General features: G+C 69.0%; 17 protein-coding genes and 1 pseudogene. 15 read left to right on the forward strand and 3 right to left on the reverse strand.

Features of this window, described 5'->3' with window-relative positions; genetic code table 11:
• Positions 1-75 precede the first annotated feature (75 nt).
• Positions 76-525 (reverse strand): MarR family winged helix-turn-helix transcriptional regulator, encoded by a 450-nt coding sequence (locus tag ACN28F_RS10720; RefSeq protein ID WP_289207882.1) that lies wholly within the window; start codon positions 523-525, stop codon positions 76-78.
• 123 nt (positions 526-648) lie between these two features.
• On the opposite strand from ACN28F_RS10720, the gene ACN28F_RS10725 reads away from it, so the two are divergent.
• From ACN28F_RS10725 to ACN28F_RS10750, 6 genes are all read left to right on the forward strand, one after another.
• Positions 649-1,365 (forward strand): alpha/beta hydrolase, encoded by a 717-nt coding sequence (locus ACN28F_RS10725; protein WP_289207883.1) that lies wholly within the window; start codon positions 649-651, stop codon positions 1,363-1,365.
• A gap of 94 nt (positions 1,366-1,459) precedes the next feature.
• Complete coding sequence (locus tag ACN28F_RS10730) at positions 1,460-2,857, forward strand: MFS transporter (protein WP_289207884.1); 1,398 nt, start codon at positions 1,460-1,462, stop codon at positions 2,855-2,857.
• Positions 2,858-2,933: 76 nt separating this feature from the next.
• Positions 2,934-3,524 (forward strand): SigE family RNA polymerase sigma factor, encoded by a 591-nt coding sequence (locus ACN28F_RS10735; RefSeq protein ID WP_421357602.1) that lies wholly within the window; start codon positions 2,934-2,936, stop codon positions 3,522-3,524.
• Positions 3,460-4,599 carry a hypothetical protein gene (locus tag ACN28F_RS10740; RefSeq protein WP_289207886.1) on the forward strand — a complete coding sequence of 380 codons (1,140 nt, stop codon included), beginning with the start codon at positions 3,460-3,462 and terminating at the stop codon, positions 4,597-4,599. Before ACN28F_RS10735 ends, ACN28F_RS10740 begins: the two co-directional genes overlap by 65 nt.
• Before the next feature lie 419 nt (positions 4,600-5,018).
• On the forward strand, positions 5,019-8,939 hold the full coding sequence (locus tag ACN28F_RS10745) for a glycosyltransferase (protein ID WP_289207887.1): 3,921 nt from the start codon (positions 5,019-5,021) through the stop codon (positions 8,937-8,939).
• A 47-nt stretch (positions 8,940-8,986) separates the two neighbouring features.
• Positions 8,987-9,736: a hypothetical protein gene (locus tag ACN28F_RS10750; protein ID WP_421357603.1), complete on the forward strand. Its 750-nt coding sequence runs from the start codon at positions 8,987-8,989 to the stop codon at positions 9,734-9,736.
• 311 nt (positions 9,737-10,047) lie between these two features.
• Here ACN28F_RS10750 and ACN28F_RS10755 read toward each other — a convergent pair.
• A pseudogene (locus ACN28F_RS10755) lies at positions 10,048-10,982 on the reverse strand (helix-turn-helix transcriptional regulator).
• Between the two features lie 117 nt (positions 10,983-11,099).
• Between ACN28F_RS10755 and ACN28F_RS10760 the strand changes: the two are divergent.
• Entirely contained in the window at positions 11,100-11,831 is a 732-nt protein-coding gene (locus ACN28F_RS10760; protein WP_289211109.1) for an alpha/beta fold hydrolase, read from the forward strand.
• Positions 11,832-11,846: 15 nt separating this feature from the next.
• Here ACN28F_RS10760 and ACN28F_RS10765 read toward each other — a convergent pair whose 3' ends face one another.
• Positions 11,847-12,452: a TetR/AcrR family transcriptional regulator gene (locus tag ACN28F_RS10765; RefSeq protein WP_289207889.1), complete on the reverse strand. Its 606-nt coding sequence runs from the start codon at positions 12,450-12,452 to the stop codon at positions 11,847-11,849.
• 306 nt (positions 12,453-12,758) lie between these two features.
• On the opposite strand from ACN28F_RS10765, the gene ACN28F_RS10770 reads away from it, so the two are divergent.
• The 8 genes from ACN28F_RS10770 (at position 12,759) to ACN28F_RS10805 (ending at position 20,812) form a co-directional block, all read left to right on the forward strand.
• Entirely contained in the window at positions 12,759-13,709 is a 951-nt protein-coding gene (locus tag ACN28F_RS10770; RefSeq protein ID WP_289207890.1) for a CPBP family intramembrane glutamic endopeptidase, read from the forward strand.
• 106 nt (positions 13,710-13,815) lie between these two features.
• On the forward strand, positions 13,816-14,313 hold the full coding sequence (locus ACN28F_RS10775) for a YcxB family protein (RefSeq protein WP_421357604.1): 498 nt from the start codon (positions 13,816-13,818) through the stop codon (positions 14,311-14,313).
• Between the two features lie 129 nt (positions 14,314-14,442).
• On the forward strand, positions 14,443-15,753 hold the full coding sequence (locus ACN28F_RS10780; protein ID WP_421357605.1) for an ATP-grasp domain-containing protein: 1,311 nt from the start codon (positions 14,443-14,445) through the stop codon (positions 15,751-15,753).
• Positions 15,750-16,604, forward strand: coding sequence for a Rossmann-like domain-containing protein (locus tag ACN28F_RS10785; RefSeq protein WP_421357606.1), 855 nt, complete (start codon positions 15,750-15,752; stop codon positions 16,602-16,604). Before ACN28F_RS10780 ends, ACN28F_RS10785 begins: the two co-directional genes overlap by 4 nt.
• The gene (locus ACN28F_RS10790; RefSeq protein ID WP_421357607.1) at positions 16,601-17,653 is read left to right on the forward strand and encodes a PLP-dependent cysteine synthase family protein; all 1,053 of its coding nucleotides are present in this window, start codon (positions 16,601-16,603) and stop codon (positions 17,651-17,653) included. Before ACN28F_RS10785 ends, ACN28F_RS10790 begins: the two co-directional genes overlap by 4 nt.
• Positions 17,650-18,669 (forward strand): dipeptide epimerase, encoded by a 1,020-nt coding sequence (locus ACN28F_RS10795; protein WP_421357608.1) that lies wholly within the window; start codon positions 17,650-17,652, stop codon positions 18,667-18,669. The genes ACN28F_RS10790 and ACN28F_RS10795 overlap by 4 nt, the downstream gene beginning before the upstream one ends.
• Positions 18,666-19,928 (forward strand): MFS transporter, encoded by a 1,263-nt coding sequence (locus tag ACN28F_RS10800; RefSeq protein ID WP_289207896.1) that lies wholly within the window; start codon positions 18,666-18,668, stop codon positions 19,926-19,928. Before ACN28F_RS10795 ends, ACN28F_RS10800 begins: the two co-directional genes overlap by 4 nt.
• Positions 19,925-20,812, forward strand: a complete 888-nt coding sequence (locus tag ACN28F_RS10805; protein WP_421357609.1) for a class I SAM-dependent methyltransferase — start codon at positions 19,925-19,927, stop codon at positions 20,810-20,812. The genes ACN28F_RS10800 and ACN28F_RS10805 overlap by 4 nt, the downstream gene beginning before the upstream one ends.
• Positions 20,813-20,852: the final 40 nt, after the last annotated feature.

A 20,852-nucleotide genomic window follows, 5' to 3' on the forward strand; every position in this document is an offset into this window, starting at 1 on the left:
GACCAGCGGCAGCGGCAGCAGACGGCTCGTCGGCCCGACCCAGGGCCGACGAGCCGAGCTTGTCGCAGGTGAGGTTCAGTACTTGTCGCGGCAGGAGTCCGCGTCGGCGACCTTGGCCAGCAGCCGCTCGAGCTGATCTCGCTCGTCGGGGGAGAGCGCGGCGAACAGGTCGTCGTCCGCGCTGTTCAGCGCCGAGTCGACGGACCGCAGCGCCGCGGTGCCCTGTGGCGTGATCGTGACGATGTGCCGGCGGCGGTCCGCCGGGTCACGCTGCCGGGAGGCCATGCCCAGGCTCTCCAACTCGTTCAGCACCGCGACGAGCGCGCTCGGGTCGACGCCGAGAAGGTCGACGAGCGCCTGCTGGCTGACCGGCCCGTCGGCCAGGTGGGTCAGCGTGAAGACACACCGCATGGTCAGGCCCTGGGCGGCCAGGGTGTCACGGACGCGGGCACTGGCGACCGCGCCGCGACCGGCGAGGAGCACGCCCAACTGTGCCAGTGGCTCGGTGCGCGTCGTCGTTGCCATGTGACCCATCATACCCAGCCCTCGATTGTATGGGTCAAACAATCGTTGTAGTGTTCCAACCATTGGCCGACACTGACCATCGGAGCGGCCCAGCCACCCTCGTCAGCTCATCGAAGGAGAAGCATGTCCACCTACCTTCTGGTGCACGGCGCCTGGCACAGCGGTGCAGCCTGGCAGCGGGTGGTCCCGCTGCTGGCCGAAGCCGGACACCGGGTCCTCACTCCGTCACTGACCGGCTACGGCGACAAGGCTCACCTGCTGAGTCCGGCCACGGGTCTCGACACCCACGTCGAGGACGTCGTACGGCTGATCAAGGACGAGGACCTGACCGATGTGGTGCTGGTCGGACACAGCTACGCCGGGATGGTCGTCACCTCGGTGATCAACGAGGTCCCGGAACGGATCGCGCAGCTGGTCTACCTCGACGCCATGGTCCCCACCGACGGCGAGAACGTCGTCGACGTCATTCCGCTGACCCAGTTCCTGATCGACCAGGCCGCCCAGACCGACGCCCCCTGGCGCATCCCACCGCTGCCGGAGCGGCCCGACACCGGGCTGTTCGGCGTGACCGATCCCGCCGACAAGGCGTGGCTGCGCACCCTGCTCTCCGACGCCACAGTCCTCTCCTTCCAGCAGCGGGTCCGATTGGACAACCCGGCGGCGGACCGGATCCCGCGTACGCACATCGAGTGCACCGTCGGCGCCCCGCCGCACCGGCGGCCGGTGCCCCCGGTCCAGCCCAACGGCACCCCCGCCCAGCGGTGGGAACTGGCCACCGGGCACGACTGCATGGTCACCGCGCCCGTCGAGCTTTCCGACCTGCTCCTCAAGCTCGGCTGACGCCGCACGGCCGCCCTGCCCACCCCGGCGTCGCGCGTAGGCAGGGCGGCCATCGGCGACAGTTTCCGCCCAGAACACGCGAAACGGAACTGGTGTGACCCCTCCTGATGTGACCCGACAAAGACTCCGGTCGCCGCGTGGAGCGTTCGCCGCCCTGCTGTGCGCGGTGCTGTCGTTCTCGCTCCTGCAGACAATGGTGATTCCCGCGCTACCGGAACTGCGTACCGAGTTCCGCGCCTCGCCCTCGACCATGTCCTGGGTGCTCAGCGCGTTCCTGCTGACCTCGTCGGTCGGCGCGGTCCTGCTCGGACGGCTCGGCGACATGTTCGGCAGGAAGCGGCTGATGCTGGTCAGCCTCGCCCTCCTCGGGCTCGGCACGCTCGTGTCGGCCCTCGCCGCCGACGCGGGCACGCTGATCGCCGGCCGGGCCGTCCAGGGACTCGGCGCGGCCAGCTTCCCGCTCGCGTTCGGCCTGGTGCGAGACATGTTCGACCGCGACCGGGTGCCCGTGGTCATCGGCACGATCAGCGCCACCTTCGGCATCGGTTTCGGCATCGGCCTCGTCGTCGCCGGCCCGATCCTGGACCACCTCGGCTGGTCCTGGATCTTCTGGATCAGCCTGATCGCGGTCACGATCGCGTTCGCCGCCGTTGCCGCGTCGATCAGCGAGACCCCGACCCGACATCCCGGCCGGATCGACTGGCTGGGCGCGATCCTGGTGACGGCGGGGCTGGCTGCGGTGCTCCTCGCGATCAGCCAGGCCCGGACGTGGACACTGACCGCTACCGCCGCGCTCGTCGTGTCCGGCGCTGTGGCGCTCGCGGTGTTCGCCGTGGTCGAGCGACGCGTCGACGAGCCGCTGATCGACCTGTCGATGCTGGGACGGCGGTCGGTGCTGGGCGCGAACCTCGTCGCCCTGCTCATCGGCTCCGGGCTCTACAGCGCGTTCAGTCTGGTCCCGCAGTTCGTCCAGACGCCGGCCGACGCAGGCTACGGATTCGGTGCCACGCCGACCGGATCCGGGCTGTTCCTGCTGCCGATGGCCGTCACGATGCTGATCGCCGGTCCCGCCGCCGGGCGGCTCGGTGCCCGTACCGGCTTCAAGAGCATTCTCGTGGCGGCCTGCGTGATCAGCCTGGCCGGCTTCGTCGTGATCGCTGCGGGACTCGACTCCGCGTGGGCCATCGCGACCGGTGCCGGCATCATCGGTGTCGGCGTCGGCTTCTCCTTCTCCTCGGTGGTCAACCTCGTCGTTTCCGCCGTCCAGCCGCAGGAGACCGGCGTGGCCACCGGCGTCAACACCATCATGCGCACGATCGGCGGGGCGCTCGGTGCCCAAGCGGGGCCGGCGATCGTGACGTCGGCCCTGGTAGCCGGCACGTCCGTGCCGGCCGAGTCCGGCTACGCAGTCGCCTTCGTCGTCTCGGCGGCAGTCATGGCCGCGGCGGCGCTCGCCGCGCTGGCGGTCCCAGGTTCTCGCCTCGCCGCCTGAGCGGAGAAATCTTGCCGGGGCGTGCAGCGTTCGGGCGGGCTGCGGACGTCCTGTCACCATCGGAGGGAGCAACCCGGTGACACCAGAGCACCAAGATGAATTCCGTGAGTTCGTGGCTTCCCGGATGGGCGCGCTGCGGAACCTGGCGTTCCTGACCTGCGGCAACTGGCACGCCGCCGAGGACGCGGTCGCCAACGCACTGTCGAAGCTGTATCCGCGCTGGGGACGCCTCGACTACCCGGACAGCTACGCCCGGACCATGGTGATCCGGGCTGCGATCGACGAGGTCCGTCGGCCGTGGTGGCGCCACGAACGACCGGCGGGTGACGCCATACCCGATCTCCCCCACGCCGACCCGAGCGGAGCCGTCGACGACCGGTTACGGATCCGTACGGCGCTGCGCGCGGTGCCGGTCCGCCAACGGGCCGTGCTCGTGCTGCGGTTCTACCTGGACCTGACGGCGGAGGAGGCCGGGAAGGCCCTCGGCCTACGGGCCGGCACGGTCCGGAGCCAGACAGCAAGGGGTCTGGCGAAGCTACAGGCAGCTCTCGCCGCCGAAGGTATTGCCCTGGAGGGGATCACGGAGCATGAGGAGTGGCCCGATGCGAATGCAGGATCTGGTGGACCTGGCGACGTCCGAGTCACCGCCGCCGCGCTACAGCGTTGACGACATCGTCGAATCGGGGCGGCGCGCCCAGCGTCGTCGCAGGTTCGGTTGGCTGACCTCCGGCGCGACGGCTGTCGCGGCCGGCGTCGCGACGGCCATCATGGCACCGTCGCTGCTCGGCGGAGCGTCCCCACCGGTCACCGGCGACCCGTTCGGCGAGGCAACGGCTGCGGGTGCGGCCCAGGCCGCTGCGGTACCGGGGCCACCCTTTACCTTCACCTTCGCCGGCTACCGGGTCGGAGAACTGCGGGTCGCGGACCCGGTCATCGTGTCGACCGCCTACCAGCTCACCAGGGTGTACGCGGACGGCATGACGACCAACGACAAGTCGGAGAAGGAGGACTCGGGGCTGAACCCCGGGCGGGACGAGCCGAGCCTGCACGCCTACCTGACGGTCTACCGGCCCGGCGCGTACGACCCCACGACGCTGGTCGACGCGCAGAGCGTGACGGTCGCCGGCCGCCCCGGGCTCGAACTCGACAGACGATGGCTGAACTGGGCGGCGCACCGGACTCTTGCCTGGGAGTACGCCGAGGACGCCTGGGCGGTGATCGACTCCATGTCCGACAACGCCAGCTTGCCGTCGGCGGAGGATCTGCGCGACCTGGCCGCCGGATGGCGCCCCGCCCCGCCCACGCCGGCCAGGGTACCGATCACGTTGGACTACCTACCGGCCGGATACAGCCTGGACGAGGCCGCGATGCACACGATGACCGGGCTGAACGGCATCGCTTCCGCTCGCAACGGTGACTACGCGGGTCTGCTGTTCAGCAGCCCGGCCCAGCCGACCGCTGGCCTCACCGGGCCGTACGGTACGGGGCTGGACGAAGGACCGCCGGGGAGTTTCTTCATCTACGTCGGGCCGGCGGAGAACTCCAACCAGCAGCCGTCGCCCGGGATCACCTGCCTCGTCGGATTCTGCAACAGGGTGTACGCGGACGACAGCGTGAAGGTGCAGGTTGCCAGCAGCGGTCGGCTGTCGAACGCCGAGATGACGAAGATCCTCGACGGTATCTCCGTCGGGGACGTGCACGACGACAGCACCTGGATCGAGGTGGGCGCCGCGATCCCCTGACAGGTTCCTCCGCAACGGCGACGCTCACCCCTCACTGCGGGGGTGGGCTGTCGTGTCCACGCAACGCTCGGACTACGCCCCGGATTCCGTCTCGCTCGTCTCGGCGGCTAGTGGTGCTTTGTTAGGTCTGTCGATGTCGTTCATCCAGACTCAGGCGGACGAGGACGCACCACCCCAACCGGCCGCTCGCACCATCCAAGCGACATCGGGGACCACAAATGGGACATTACCATCGTAAATTGATCTCGCAGGGTGAGTCTGGTGGCCGCCGTGTGGCAACCTGTATACGTGCTTCGGCTCAGCGCTGACAATCGGATCCATGGTCGACCGCCGCTCTGGATCAGCCTCGCTTGCCCTCGACGGGACACCGTCGACGATGTCGTCACGGCGGGTGCCTCGCAAGCACCGGACCCGGTGTCATGACCCCTTCCGACATTAGGCAAATCCGCTTCTACGAGCGCCTCGGCGGTAGTTGGCGTGATCTTGCAGACCACCTTGGCATCCCGCCCGTTGACCAGGCACGGTTCGTGTCAGGCTACGAGGCGCGTGGGATCTGGCACTGGCTGGACGAACGCGACCTGCGCGATCGGCTGCCCGCAGCGCTGCGGGCGGTACGCCGCCCAGATCTTGCCGAGTTACTCGGATCGGTCCAACCACCAGCTGACCGGGTCGCCAACATTGTCTCGAAGCCGTACGACCTACTGACGGCACCAGACGGGCTCGTCGGCAGGACCGACATTCTGGCCACGCTGAAGGACTTCGCCGTCGCCGACTCGCCCGCAAGACGCATCGTCGTGCTCCGCGCCGTAGGTGGCATGGGCAAATCTGCCATTGCCTGGACCTTCTGGGACCAGATTGTCCCGGCCCTGCCCCTCGCAGATCGCCCAGAGGTTGCAGTTTGGTGGTCATTCACAGATCTTGACGGGACCGTAAGTGCCCTGATCAGCAAGCTGGCTGATCAGGCATCGTCAGACGTTGCCGGTGGGCCGGTCGAGCGCGCAGTACACACGCTGCTAAACCGTCGTTGCCTTCTGGTCATCGACGCGCTGGAACGCCAGCTCGAAGCTTTCAGTTCGATGGTTTTCCGAAGCGATCTTGAAGTCGGTCAGCAGCCGATGTCCGACCTGGCTGGTGACCGACGACGGATAGTCGACCCTCGACTGGTAGACCTACTTTCCGCCGTTCGCACCGGCAAGCGGTCACAGATTGTCATTACCAGCAGACTCATGCCGATCAACCTCGAGGCGGCACCAGATCGACCACGGTACGGAGTGGAACTTGTCAACGTGCCGCCACTCACTACGACAGACGGACAGCGCCTACTATCGAGCTTTGGATTACCAGAAGACAAATTACTCATGGCGCGACTAGACGAATCTACCGGAATGCATCCCTTGCTCCTCCAACTTGCAGCCCGATTTCTCGCCTCGCGCCGCGTAGACTCCTCCGAAATAGTCACCACCGTTGCCACCGAAGGTCTTCCAACAAATCTGAAGCAGGAAATCGACCGCGCACGAGCTACTTTCATGAACTCCATCCTGCAGCAACTCTCCTCGGAAGAGGTCCTTGTCGCGCAGGTCGTGGCGGCCTCCACCCAGCCGCTGGCAACCGGGGAGGTCCGAGCGATGGTCACCCGCCTCAGCACAGATCCGATCGACGTACCCAGGGTATTGGGGAGTCTAGCGGATCTCTCGCTTGTCGCCTCGGATCGTCGCCCTCTCGGCGACACCCGCTGGGCGATCCATCCGGTCGTACAGGGCGCTATCCGCGCCCTACAGACGGCCACCGCACCAGACACCATCGTTCAGGCAGTAGCGATCGAGTTCACGTCGGCCCTGAATCGTGCCTATACAGATGTACGCGGCATCTCAGATTTGCAGCGCCCAATTGAGCTATTCAATGCCTTGTGCAGCCTTCAGCGATACGATGACGCGGCCATACACTACATCCGGTCACTGCATCAGCCACTGACTTTTGCCTGCCCACGGGACCATCAGGAGCGATTGATCCTGATCGGAAGGCTCTTCCCTAACGGCTGGCGTGCGGAGACACCGATTGGCGACAGTCGACTCCAAAGCATCATTCTCAATGCGGCTGCGTTGGCCCACCAATGGGTGGGTCAGAACCGACTTGCCGCCGATTTGCTGAAGCGGGCCGTTCAGGCCGAGGAGAGCAAGCAAAACGCAACGTTGTGGAGCAATTTGGCCTCGATCCTGATGTACACCGACGATCTCGCTGAGGCCTACCGCGCGGCGATGACGGCTATCCGCTGCAGTTGGGGCAGCGGTGAATCCCGTATTCCGATCACCTACCTTGCCCTGATTCTCCGGCAAGCAGGCCGACCGGCTGATCGACTCACAGCGCTGCTGAAAGCACCCGCATCGGGTAGAATATCACCAGCTTGGCGCGCCCTCCGGCTCGGCGATCTGGCACTGTGGAACGGCAAGCCGGAGGAGGCGCTGGCGCTAGGAGAGCAGTCACTGGCCTACGCACAGAGGCAGGTTCCACCATTCGAGGCAAGCCTCATCGAAGCATCGCGACTGATCGGCCAGTCCCTCGTTGCCCTCAGTCTGTTCGACGAGGCAGTCCCCGTTCTGGAGGAGGCGCTACGCCGCACCCGTGACTTCGCTATTGTGCAAGAGGAGCTACCAATCCGGGTGTCGTTGGCCAGAGCATTGCTGATACGGTCTCCCGAACGCGTTGAAAGAATCATCGCGGACGGATTCGAACGCTACGATGCCATCGACTATAGATGGTTCACAGTAGAAGCAGAACTTGTCCTTGCCGATCTCCATCAGCGTCGTGGGGACGCCGATCGGGCGGCTATTCATCGGCGGTCGGCGCTTGATCTAGCTGTTGGCCCGGACGGTTGGAGCTACGTCCACGGCCCGCTGCGGATCGGCGTACAGAGCCACGCAGGATATTCCTTCATCGATCCGCAGCCAGCGATGGCAGAGGTTGACCAGCTGCTGGACAAGTTTCAGGCTATGGCCGATACCGGCAGCGCCTCATCAGGAGCCATACAGGACGACTCAACGGTGGTGAGTGCTGAAGGAAAGCGCGCCAATCTTCCACGTTCCGGAGGTTATCAAGGTGCCGCGCCTCCGACGATGATCCGCGCACAAACCGGGTTCGGGCATCGGCGACAAATCCTTGCGATCGGCACCGAATGGAGATCCGGCAACGGCGGCTTGAGCACTCTCAATCGCGACCTATGCACCGCACTCGCCGCCGCCGGGCAAGACGTCACCTGCCTAGTCCTCTTTGCAACCGACGCTGATCGGGCAGCTGCAGAGGCAGGCGGTGTCCGACTCCTGATCGCCGATTCAACTCCCGGCGGGGGTGGACTTGAAGCCCTGTCGCGACGCTCGGTGCTCCGCGCCGACTACGTCCCCGAAGTCATCATCGGCCACGGCAGGATTACTGGTCCGGCCGCGTTTCGCCTTGCTGAGGACTACCCCCAAGCCAAACGTCTTCATGTTATCCACATGGCACCAGACGAGATCGAATGGTACAAGGCGAAGAGCTCGCCGGGCTCGGAGACGTCGACCGACGTCGGTGCCCTCGCCGAAGATCGCCTCTGGGTCGAACTGGAACTGGCCCGAGACGCCAATCTGACTGCCGCCGTCGGGCCACGGCTATTCGAACGCTATCAGGGGTACCTCCACGAGGCTCCGACCCGGATAGTTCGCCTCGATCCGGGCTTCGATACCGGCAGTGTCCCGCACCCTGGTCCACCACCAGGTCAGCCTTGGCGGATTCTGGTCGTCGGCCGGGCTGAGGATGCCAGACTCAAAGGGCTCGATCTCGCCGCTCAGGCGGTTGCGCAAGCCGTAAGGTATCGCGACACAAACGCTGCCCGCCTTGAACTTGTCGTCCGTGGTGCCCCCGATCGACACTCCGCCGAGCTTCGGAATAGCTTGCTGGCCTGGGCAGGCCCAGGACCGTTGGACGTCGTGGTCCTCCCGTACTCCTTGAACGAAGCACGGCTGAGCCAAGACCTGCGTGCAGCTAGCTTGGTGCTGATGCCCTCGCGGAAGGAGGGTTTCGGCCTTGTCGGCGTCGAGGCGATCAAGGCAGGTGTACCGGTGTTGATCAGCCGAGACACTGGCCTCGGCGAGCTTCTGAAGGAAGTTTGGCCAACGGACAGGATCGGGCAATTGCTTGTTCCGATCACAGGCGACAATACCGAGGACGCGCCAGCTTGGGGTAGAGCTATTGACCGAGCGCTTGGCGATCGCGAGGCGGCATTTGCTCGCGCCGAGCAGCTACGTGTTGATCTGATTCGGCAACGCTCCTGGGCATCCACAGTGGCTGGATTGCTTGCCGAACTAGGGTAGAATGCTTCCAACAGGGAGAACACGGTGGCGGACGGAGCGATGCGCACTTGAACGGAGTCGTCGAGCAACTGGCTCTTGGTGTCGCTGCCAGCGCAATCGCTGGCAGCGCGGTCTGGGGATATCAACAGCTGCGTACGGGTAACCGTATCCGCACTGAACGTAGTTTCCTTGGACTGCCGATGAAGGGCGCCCATCCCATCCGGATAATCGTTGGAGATCAGGCAGGCACGACCGGGCAGGTCAATCGGACCGACATGGCCGCCGTCTTTGAGCTGGCTTTCCTGCTACGCAACACTGGCGCCGCCGTCGATCTGCAAACTGCAGAAGAAGCCCGAGTTCGACGCGCTGACGATACTGAGTTTTGCGTCGGCGGCCCACACTCTAACACACGTACCGCCGCAGCAATTCGACGACACTTTCCTGGTCTCGTTTTTCCTCCATTCGATCCAATCAACGGGACCCACTGGACGTTGTCGGTTGGTAAACGAAGGTTGTTGGGCGTCAAGGGTCAGGTGGAGTACGTCATGCTTGCCCGGATACAGCGGACGGGTCGGCCGCATCTGTTTATCGTCGCCGGGCAGGCAGCCGTGGCCAATCACGCCGCAGCGGCGTACTTCGCCCAAGAGGTGCCCAGCCTGCGCCGCCGATTCGGCGACACCAGCACCTTCTGTCTGGGGCTGCGGGTGCTGGATTCGAAGATCTATGGTCATCACGAGGTTGAAGAACTGGCTGACCTGACAGCTGAGGCACAGGGGCATGATCCGGAAGAGGAAAGAGGCGCTGCAGCGGCTGAATAGGGCCGCGCTCGACGAACGCGGCATCGCCTACAGCGTCCAGGTCAAAGGCGAGGCCCTCGCGCAGCCCGCCGACCGGCCGGCCACCGCATCACCCACGACACCGACGGCAGCCTGCCCGAACGGTGGCTGGTCCCCGAATGGCCTGCGACACGACCCAAAAGCGGCTGCGTCGGCCTGACCCCCTACCGCACGATCCGCGAGTTGCAATCCCTACTCGCCACCTGGGCCGACGCATGCCCCACCTGCCACCAAACCGTCACACCCTCGACCCTCGACCGGCAACAGACATCGACAGACCCAACGAAGCACTACTAGCCGCCGGGCATGGTCCCGTGTGATGGAGGCGGGAGTGCCGCGCTGAAGCGGGCCGCGACCGTGGCGACGGCGGCCCGCAGCTGCGGGCCTGCTTCGACGGTGAAATCGAACGGTACGGCGGCCAGCCACTCCTGGGCGTAAATCGCGGGGTTGCGGGTGCTGCCGACCAGGACGCACCGGTCGCCGGCCGGAGTGAGGCGGCCCATCGGTGGCCGGATCCATGGGGCGACCTGCTCGTACGGCGCGTGGAACACGACCCGGGTGGGGTACTGCCAGCCGACGCCGAGATGCTCCTCGAGGGCGGCGACCGGGTCCAGGTCGTCGGGTGGGGTAAAGCCGTGCGGCAGCTGTCGTACGGCACGTACCCGGTCGATCCGGTAGGTGCGTACCGCGTCGGCGCGGTGCGAGTGGCACAGCAGGTACCAGCGTCGGTGCCGCACCACGACCGCCCACGGGTCGACCTCGGCGTCGTACTGCTCGCCGCTCTCACCCCGATAGGTGACGATCACGCGGCGTCGGTCGGCGACGGCGGTGACCAGGGCGTTCGTGATGGCGGGGTCGGGGCGGGCGGTATGCCGGTCGGGGGTGGCCGAGGCGTACCCCCGTAGTGCCGCCGCCTGCCGTCCGATGCTGTCGGGCAGGGCCCGGATGACTTTGCTGAGTGCCGCGCCGATCGGGTCGTCGGGGTCGATCGCGGCCGGCTGCCCGTCGAGCACCGCCATGACCAGGCCGAGGGCCTGTTCCTGGGTGAAGACGACCGGTGGCAGCCGGGTGCCCCGGCCGAGAGCCGGTAGCCGCCGTACGGCCCGCGGACCGATTCGACCTCGATGCCGGCTTCCCGAAGGATCCCGATGTAGCGTCGCGCGGCTCGCTCGGTCACGCCGAGGGCGGCGGCGAGCTGGTCGGCGGTCGTTCCGGGGCGGTCCCGCAGGATTTCGAGGGTCCGGATGGCGCGGGCGGTAGGGCTCGTTCCGGTGCACACAAGCCCAGACCATACCGGAAGTAGAACGTCCGGAATCGCGGTTAGCGTGAGGCCATGACTGATGCCATGACCGCAGAACAGATCGTGCTCGTCGGCGGCTTGTGGCTCGACGGGTCGGCGTGGACCGACGTCGCCGCCGAGCTGGAAAGGATGGACCGGCGTACGGTGCCGGTGACCCTGCCAGGGCAGGGCGACGGGAACACCTCGGCTACGCTGGCCGACCAGCTGGCCACGGTGCTCGCCGCCGTGGACGCAGCCCCCGGCCGGTCGATCGTGGTGGGGCACTCGGCGGCGTGCAGCCTGGCCTGGATGGCGGCCGACGCCCGGCCGGATCGGGTGGCGAAGGTCGTGCTGATCGGCGGGGTTCCCGCAGTCGACGGAGACACGTACGCCAACTTCTTCGAGGTCCGTGACGGTGTCATGCCGTTCCCGGGCTGGGAGCCGTTCGACGGCGCGGATGCGGCCGACCTGGACGAGCAGGCCCGGCGGGACTTCGCGGCGGCGGCCGTCCCGGTCCCCGAGGGCGTGGCCAGAGGCGTCGTACGGCTGACCGACGAGCGGCGGTTCGACGTACCGGTCGTGCTGGTGTGCCCGGAGTTCACACCCGCCCAGGCACGGGACATGATCGCCGCCGGGCAGGTGCCCGAGCTGGCCCGGGTCACGAGCCTCGACCTGGTCGACATCGACTCCGGGCACTGGCCGATGCTCACCAAGCCCGCCGAGCTCGCCCGGATCCTCGCCGAGGTCCAGCGGCACCTGGGTGTCGGTGCGCGGGACACTCCGGTGACGCGCGGCTGACACGCGGCGAGGAGGTCAATTCTGGGCGTTGAGGACGCAGTCGACGGCCATGTAGAGGGTTTCGGTTTCGGCGGTCAGAATCGAGTCCTCGGCGGGCAGAGCCCGTTCGACGGAAAGCCCGTTGAGGACGGTGAGCAGGAATCTCACGCGACGTGCGTGGTCTTGCCTGGGGAGCGCGCCTTCGTCGGCGAGAACCGTCAGCCAGTACTCGATACGGCGCCACCCTTCCCGTTCCAAGGCGAGATACCCGGCGCGCACCTTCTCGCTCGGTTCGGGTGCGATGAACATCTGGTATGCGTTGCCCCACGCCTCACGTGCCTGCTCCCCGACGCCGGCGGGGGCGAGCACTTGCCGGAGACAGTTGACCAGTCGATCCCGGGCGGGTAGCGATCGGTCGTGGATCGGGTCGTCCGGGAACATCTGGCCGTAGATCCTGGCGAGCACGGTGTCCTGCAGGGCTCGTTGGGTCGGAAAGTGGAACCTGAGCGAGCCCGTGCTCACCCCGGCCCGCGCCGCGACCGCCCGGACGCTCAACCGCGCTGTCACATCCTCGGCGAGCATCGCGGCCGCGGCCGCGAGGATCCGTTCCCGTGAGCCGGTACTCCGGTCGTCCTGTGCCATCCGCCACCTCCTGACACAGCGTACTAGCACGCCGTGCTAGCTTTGCCACTAGTACAGCGTGTTAGTGGCAGCGGCGGTCGACGATGAGCGAGGCGACGTGATCGAGGACTGGCGGCAACGGCGGGCAGCCAAGCGCGTCAAGAGCGGCGACGGGCGGGCGTTGAAACGCCTCCGCTGGTGGCAGCTGCCCTTCCGCGCGCTGTTCTACCTCCCGCGGCCGTACTGGGCAGCACCGAGCGGGCGCTCCGCCTGCGGTACAGCGTGCTCGACCACGCCGGGAAGTAACCCACTCCACAAGAGGAAGCCGTGACCACGACAATCAGCACGAACTCACTACTCGCTCCGGCCGAACCCCGCGATCAGCCGTCAGTTCCGCAGGGAGTCGAATACCACCGGGTACTGGCCGGCGACAAACGCCGGATCGGTCGAGGCATTCTCGCGATCGTCCTCCTGCTGGCCGGAATCGTCATCTTCCCGACGGTGATCGGCAGGGCGACGGCGCTCATCGACGTACGGATGGGCAACACCCCACCGATCCTGGGTGGCACCGACTACACGCCGCTCGCCCACGCCAGCGCGATGCTCGCTCTCGGCCTGCTCGTTCCGTGGAGCATGCTCATCCAGCGGTGGCTCTACGGCGTGCCCGGCTCGTCCCTGCACTCCGTGACATCGCGATTCCGCTTCGACCTGCTCGGCAGATCGTTGCTCATCTTCGGTCCCGCCTGGCTGGTGGTCAACGTCCTCGGAGCTCTCACGCCCGTCGACGAGTCCCCCTGGTCGCAGACCGACCTCATCGCCATCTTCGTCGCCACGATGCTCCTCACCCCGCTCCAGTCGGCGGGCGAGGAGTACGGCGTACGCGGGCTGATCTTCCGCGTGATCGGAAGCTGGACCCGCAGCCCACGGGCGGGACTCGTCGCCGGGGTGCTGGTCTCGAGCGTGCTGTTCACGGCCGTCCACGGTGCGACGGATCCGTACATCATCGTCTGGTATTTCGTGCTCTGGAGCGGACTGGCCGTCATCACCTGGCGCACCGGTGGGCTGGAGATCGCGGTCATGCTCCACGCCGTACTCAACACGTTCACCTTCATCCTGGCCACCTCCCTGCGGGTGGACCTCGGTAGCGCACTGCAGGACCGCTCAGCCGGAGTCGGCACGCCGTACCAGCTCGTCCCCACCGTCGCGGTCATCGTCATCGCCGCGATCATCTGGTGGCGCACCCGAAAGACCGGACCAGCGCTCACCCCTCAGCCGTAGTCAGGTCGCGCCGGAGCCGGCTGATCGACGCGGGCCGCCTGTACATCCGTGTACGTCGCGGCCCGCACCGCTATCTGACTGCGGGTACGGGCACTATCGTGCTGGGGTGCGCATCCGATTCGACGTCCCGGCCGATCCCGACTATCCGGGCAGGGCGGCCGCCGCGCTCAGCCGGGTGCGGCTGGCCAAGTACGGCTACATCGGCGCGGGCCTGGCGGCGACCGGGGTGGCCGCTTTCGTCGCCGCCCGGGAGTACGGCTGGGGCGAGCAGTTCTCGCTGCTGTGGATGTCGCTGGTCACCGCCGGTGTGCTGTCGATGCTGTACGGGCCGTGGGTGCGCTCACGGGCCCGGCGCCGGTCCAGCGAGTACGCGGTCGACGGCGGCTACGACATCACCGACGACACCATCACGATGCGCAGCGGTTCGGAGTTCAGCGACATCGCCTGGGACGCGGTCAGCCAGGTCCGCGACACCCCCGGCTTCTGGATCGTGTACGTGGGCCGGATGCCGGCGACGGTGATCCCCCGCGAGTTGATGTCCGCCGACGACGTCGAGACGTTGCGTGACTTCATGACCAGGCGCGGCCTGCTTCAGGTCCAGTAAGGACAGTTTCAGCCTCCACCCGAGCGCCCGGTACACACCGCGAGCGCGCGGCCAGGCGCGCCCAGGGCTACCGACAGCAAACGATAACCGTTATCATAACCACGCCTGTTTCCCGGGGAGGAGGCGCCGATGGCGCATGTGTTGCTGCTGGAGAGCTGGGTCGGAGCGATGAGCCACCTGCTGCCCAGGGCGGTGCTGGAGGCCGGGCACCGGTTCACCTTCCTGACCCGGGACCTGCACCACTATCTACGTGGCGCGCCGGCCGGGGGTGCGCATCCGCTGCTCGCCGCGCACAACGTGCTCACCGCCGAGACCAATGACCTGCCCCACCTGCTGGAGCACGCGGTCCGGCTGCACCAGGCGCTGCGTTTCGACGGCGTGCTCACCTCCTGCGACTACTACCTCGACACCGCCGCCTGCCTGGCCACCCACCTGGGTCTGCCGGGCGCGGACCCGGAAGCGGTGCGCCGCGCGTACCGGAAGGACCTCGCCCGGGCGGCGATGGACGTTGCCGGCGTGCCGCAACCCCGGTACGCGCTGGCGGAAAGCTGGTCCGCCATGTCGCAGGCGGCCCGGGAGCTGGGTTTCCCCCTGGTGGTCAAACCGGTGGACCTTTGCGCCGGCATGTACGTGCGCGAAGTCGCCGACGAGGCCGGGCTGCGGGCGGCGTTCGACGCTCTCGCCGGGTTCCCGGTCAACGCCCGACGCCAGCCCCGGGTGCCGACGGTGCTGCTGGAGGAGCTGCTGTCCGGCCCGGAGGTGAGCGTGGAAACGGTCACCGTGGACGGGGACACGACGGTCGTCGGGGTGACCGACAAGAGCCTCGGTGGTGCCTCAGGGTTCGTCGAGACCGGGCACATGTTCCCGGCGGTGCTCGACCCGGCGACCGCCCGCAGGGCCAGTGAGGTGGCGGTGGCCGCGCTGACGGCGGTCGGTCTGGACCGCGGGGTCGCCCACACCGAGCTGCGGTTGACACCGTCCGGGCCCCGGGTGGTGGAGATCAACCCCCGGCCGGCCGGCAACCAGATCACCGAGCTGGTGCGCCGGGTCACCGGCATCGACCTGCCCATGGTGTACGCGCAGCTGGCGCTCGGTGAAGACCCCGACCTCACCGCGACCGACACCGGCGTACGCAGTGCGGCGATCGCGTTCGTGCTGCCGCCGCGCCCCGGTGTCGTCGCCCGGATCGACGGGACGCGGGCCTGGCAGGCGGACCCACGGGTCGTCGACTGGTCGGTGAAACCCGAAGGCCACCGAGCCGGTGACGCCAGCAGCAACAACGGCTACCTGGGCCACGTGATGGTCGTCGACACCGCAGGAGCCGGCGCGCGGACCACCGCCGACGGCCTGGCCGCACAGGTACGCGTCGGATACGTCGACGAGGACAGTGCCACCGACCGGTTGCGGTCCGCCGACGAGCCGGCCGGAGCCGCCGTATGACGGCGTCCACCGCTGGCAGTTCGGCAACGTCCGTGTCGCCGGCGCGGCCGGCGTACCGGTCCCTCGCCGCGCTGATCGACGCGGTACGGGTCGGACGCCACGGGGCGGACCCGACCCGCCGACAGGTCAGCGTGGGGTTCGTGACCAGGCAGGGCGCGCGGCACGCGACCCGGCTGCGGGGTTACCGCAACGAGGTGCTGAGCCTGCGGGTCGACGCGGCGGTCGGTTCCTGCGCGGTCGAGCCCGGCGAGCTGCCCGACGAGGTCGTCTACGACTGCGTCGGCGCCACGGTCGCCGACCTGCTCGCGCATCCGCTGCTGCCGGTGCGGGTGGCCGCACTGGACGCGTACCTGATGGCGCAGCGGCCGCACGTCGACGCGGCGGACGCGGCGGTCACCGTGCCCGCCGGTAGCTCGCTGGCCAAGTCGCAGGCCCGCGCCGCCGCCGTGGTCGACCTGCTGCCGGCGACCAGCGGCACGGTCCTGGTCGTCGGGGTGGTGAACTCGCTGCTGGCCGGGCTCCGGACCGCCGGACGGCGGTATCTGCCGTGCGACCTGGCCGGCGGCCGTACCGAATGGGACGAACCGTGCCTGCCCGACGCAACGGCGCTGCTGGACCGGTGCGACGCGATCCTCGCCTCGGGGATGACACTCGGCAACGGCACGTTCGAGCCGCTCCTGACCCACGCCGCCACCGAGGGCAAGCCGTTCGTGGCATTCGCGCAGACCGGCAGCGCGGTGTTGCCGTGGTTCATCGGAGCCGGGCTGACGGCGGTGTCAGCCGAGCCGTACCCGTTCTTCTGGCTCGACGGCGGCCCGACGAACCTGTACCGGTACGGGGTGCCCGGGTGAGCGCGCCGCAGCTGCTGAACCTGGTGGGGCACACCCCGCTGATCTACGTCGAAGCGCCGCTGCCGCACCCGCACGGCGGCTTCTGGGCGAAGGTCGAGTCCGCCGCGCCGGGTGGGATGAAGGCCCGCGCGGCGGTGGCGATGCTGGCCGGTGCGCGACGGCGTGGCGAGCTCCGCGACGGCGCACCCGTGGTGGAGTCGACCAGCGGCACCCTCGGCATCGGCCTGGTGTTCGCCGGGCAGGCCCTCGGCCACCCGGTGGTGCTGGTCGTCGACCGGGAGCTGGAACCGTCGATGCGGGCGCTGCTGCACGCGTACGGGGCCCGGCTGGAGGTGGTCGACCGGCCCCATCCGACGGGTGGGTGGCAGCAGGCCCGCCGGGAGCGGCTGACGCAGGTACTGGCGGCGCTGCCCGGCGCATACTGGCCGGACCAGTACCACAACCCCGACAACGTCGCCGGGTACGCGAGCCTCGGTGACGAGATCGCGGCCCAGGTCGACGCGGTGGACGTGCTGGTCTGCAGCGTCGGCACCGGTGGGCACAGCGCCGGGCTGGCCCGGGCGCTGCGCCGGCACTGGCCGCAGCTGCGCCTGATCGGCGTGGACACGATCGGTTCGACGATCTTCGGCCAGCCGGCCCGGCGACGGGTGATGCGTGGGCTGGGCAGCAGCATCTATCCGAACAACGTGGACTACCTGGCGTTCGACGAGGTGCACTGGTTGGGCCCGGCGGAGGCGGTGGACACCTGCCGCAGGCTGGCCCGGACGGCGTTCGTCACCGGCGGGTGGTCCACCGGCGCGGTCGCCCGGGTGGCCGCCTGGACGGCGCGCACCCAGCCGCAGACACGGGTGCTGACGGTGTTCCCGGACGGCCCGCACCGCTACCTCGGCTCCATCTTCGACGACGGCTGGTGCGCCCGGCACGGGCTGCTCGGCCCTACCCCGGGACATCCGGTCGAGATACCGCACCCCGGTGCGGTGGAGGTCACCCGGTGGAGCCGCTGCCGGGTGGTCGACGACCCGCTACGCCACGAACGGGTGCCGGCGTGAAGCTGTCCTGGCACTCGTACCAGCTGGTGCTGCGCGAGCCGCTGCGGATCTCCCGGTCGGTGATGGCCCATCGCGAAGCGGTCCGGCTGACCGTCACCCACGACGGGGCCACCGGCCACGGCGAGGTCGTCACCAGCCGCTACTACGGCCTCGACCGGGCCGCGATCGAACGTACCTGTGCCGGCTGGACCGGCCGGCTCGCCGGCTACCCGGATCCGGTGGCCCTGCGCGGCGAGCTGAACACGTTCGACGGGCCCGCCGGAGTGCTCTCGGCGTTGGACGCCGCCGTGCACGACCTGCTCGGCCAGGCCCGAAAGCTGCCGGTGCACCGGCTGCTGGCAGCGCCGACGCCGACGCCGGTGGCCACCGCGTACACGATCGGGCTGGTGCCGGTCGCGGACGCGGCGGCGACCGCGCGGCGGCTGGTCGCCGCCGGGTTCGCGGTGCTGAAGGTGAAGGCCGGCGCCGCCGACGACGTGGCCCGGGTCGCGGCGGTACGCGCGGAGGCACCTTCGGCCCGGCTGCTGCTCGACCCCAACGGCGGCTGGTCCGCCGAGCAGGCGGTACGGCGACTCGACGCGCTCACCCCGTACCGGATCGACGCCGTCGAGCAACCGATCCCGCCGGGGCGGCCCGACCTGCTGGCCCGGGTGGCCGCCCGCACCGCGATCCCGGTCGTCGCCGACGAGGACGCCGAGAAGCTGGCTGACCTGGACCGGCTCACCGGCGCGGTCGCCGGGGTCAACGTCAAGCTGGCCAAGTGCGGTGGGATCGCCGCCGCCACCCGGATCGTCGAGGCGGCCAGGGAACGGGGCCTGGACATCATGCTCGGCTGTCTGGTCGCCAGCACCCTCGGCGTCGCGCCGGCCGTGCACCTGGCCGGCCTCGCCCGCTGGGTCGATCTGGACGGGCACCTGCTGATCGCCGACGACCCGTGGACCGGGATCGGCGGCCACGACGGCGTGCTGCGGCTGACGGACGCCCCCGGACTGGGCGTGGCGGAGGCGGCGCGGTGAGAGCGACCTGGACGACGCTGACCAGCTTCCCGCCGGCGATCCGGCTGCTGGTGGTCAATCAGCTCGGCGTCAACGTCGGCTTCTACATGCTGCTGCCCTACCTGGCCGGCTACCTGCGTGACGACATCGGCCTGTCGGCCACCCTGGTCGGCCTGGTCCTCGGCGTGCGCAACCTGAGCCAGCAGGGGCTGTTCCTGGTCGGCGGGTCGGCCGCCGACCGGCTCGGCGCACGCGGCGTGATCATCGCCGGCTGCGGGCTGCGGGCGGTCGGCTTCGCGGTGTTCGCGGTCGGCGGGTCGCTGCCCGCGCTACTGGCCGCCTCGGTGCTGACCGGGCTGGCCGGGGCGCTGTTCAACCCGGCGGTACGGGCCTACCTCGCCCAGGCCGCACCCGAGCGCCGGGCCGAGGCGTTCGCCCTGTTCAACGTCTTCGCCAGCGCGGGTGCGCTGCTCGGGCCGCTGCTCGGCAGCGCGCTGCTGCTGGTCGACTTCCGGGCCGCCGCGATCGGCGCGACGGTGGTGTTCGCCGCGCTGACCGTGGCGCAGCTGCTGGTCCTGCCACCGCACCCGGTGACCAGCAGCGGGCAGAGCGTCGGCCGGGACTGGCGGGAGGCCCTGACCGACGGCCGGTTCCTGGCGTTCACGGTGGCGTTGAGCGCGCTGTTCGCCCTGCAGACCCAGCTCTACCTGGTGCTGCCGGTGCAGGCCGAGGCCGCCGCCGGCACCGCGCTGGCGGTGGCGGCGCTCTTCGTCGTGTCCACGGTGGTCACTCTCGTCTGGCAGGTACGGCTGACCGGCTGGCTGCGTCAGCGGTGCAGCCGTGGGGTGTCCATCGCGGCCGGGATGGCGGTGGCCGGTCTCGGTTTCCTGCTGCCGCTGCTGCCGGCGGCCGGCCCGCCGCCGGTGCGGGCGCTGCCGACGCTTGCCGCCGCGCTGGCGCTGGCCGTCGGGGTGATGATGGCGCAGCCGTTCGTGCTGGAACTGGTGCCCGGCTTCGCCCGCGACGGGCTGACCGGCACCTACTTCGGGGTGTTCTACCTCGCCTCGGGGGTCGTGGCGGCACTGGCCACCACCGCCGTCGGCCGGTTCATGCAGACCGGCGGCCAGCCGGACGGGGCGGCACCGGGCGTACCCGCCGGGGCGTGGCTGCTCTGCGCCGGGCTGGGCCTGGCCTCCGGCGCCGCCGTGTGGCTGCTGCACCGAGGGGGCCTGCTCACCCCACGAACGGTGCCGGCCGTTGCCGGAAAGGCGGCCCGGTGAGCGAGCCGGTGGTCGGGGGCGAAACACTGGTCACGGGCGGACCGGTGGTGACGGGCGGACCGGTGGTGACGGGCGGACCGGTGGTGACGGGCGGAAACCTGCTCACCGACAACCCGCAGCTGTACGAGGCCCAGTTCCCCGACCCGCAGCACCGGGCGGCGACGTTCGTGGCCGACCTGGTCGACCGGTTCGCGCCCGGCCCGCCCGGCCGGCGGCTGCTCGACCTCGGCTGCGGCACCGGCCGCGACGCCGGACACCTCGCCGGCATCGGCTACGACGTCACCGGGCTGGATCTGTCCACCCGGATGCTGGCGTACGCCCGCCGCCGCCACGGGCGGGTCCGGTTCGTCGAAGGTGATCTGCGTACCTTCGACCTCAGCCACCACTTCGACGTGATCACCTGCCTGGACAGCGCGCTGCTGTACTGCCACGACAACGCCGACCTGGCCGCCGCGCTGGCCACCTGCCGGCGGCACCTGGCCCCCGGTGGGCTGCTCGTCGCCGAGATGCGCAACGGCGCGTACTTCCTCGGCAACACCGACCTGCTCGACGGGCCCAGCATCCGGTCGGTGCGCTGGCAGGGCGTCACCTACACGTCCCGTACCACCTTGTGGATCGACGCCGCCGCGCAGCTGCTGCGCCGCCGCCGGGTGTGGACCTGGCCAAGCGCCGAACAGGAACTGGTGCAGACCTCCGCGTGGCGGCTGCTCTTCCCGCAGGAGCTGCGCCACCTGCTGGACCGCGCCGGGTTCGACGTCCTCGCCCTGTTCGACTCCCCCGGCCCGCGTACCGAACCGCCCTGGCATCCCGGCGCCGAGCTGGCGACCGGCCTACGCGGCGACCGCCTGCACCTGGTCGCCCGCCGCCGCGACGACGCGGCCTGAAATCCCCGCTGAAAATCCCCGTTGGAAGGAAAGAACTGAC

This window comes from Solwaraspora sp. WMMA2101, assembly GCF_049179175.1.
GTDB lineage: Bacteria > Actinomycetota > Actinomycetes > Mycobacteriales > Micromonosporaceae > Micromonospora_E.

Coding starts and splice junctions, on each gene's coding strand:
- ACN28F_RS10725 (WP_289207883.1), top strand. CDS start 649: ATGTCCACCTACCTTCTGGTGCACGGCGCCTGGCACAGCGGTGCAGCC.
- ACN28F_RS10765 (WP_289207889.1), bottom strand. CDS start 12,452: ATGGCACAGGACGACCGGAGTACCGGCTCACGGGAACGGATCCTCGCG.
- ACN28F_RS10785 (WP_421357606.1), top strand. CDS start 15,750: ATGACGGCGTCCACCGCTGGCAGTTCGGCAACGTCCGTGTCGCCGGCG.
- ACN28F_RS10740 (WP_289207886.1), top strand. CDS start 3,460: ATGCGAATGCAGGATCTGGTGGACCTGGCGACGTCCGAGTCACCGCCG.
- ACN28F_RS10760 (WP_289211109.1), top strand. CDS start 11,100: ATGACCGCAGAACAGATCGTGCTCGTCGGCGGCTTGTGGCTCGACGGG.
- ACN28F_RS10745 (WP_289207887.1), top strand. CDS start 5,019: ATGACCCCTTCCGACATTAGGCAAATCCGCTTCTACGAGCGCCTCGGC.
- ACN28F_RS10780 (WP_421357605.1), top strand. CDS start 14,443: ATGGCGCATGTGTTGCTGCTGGAGAGCTGGGTCGGAGCGATGAGCCAC.
- ACN28F_RS10720 (WP_289207882.1), bottom strand. CDS start 525: ATGGCAACGACGACGCGCACCGAGCCACTGGCACAGTTGGGCGTGCTC.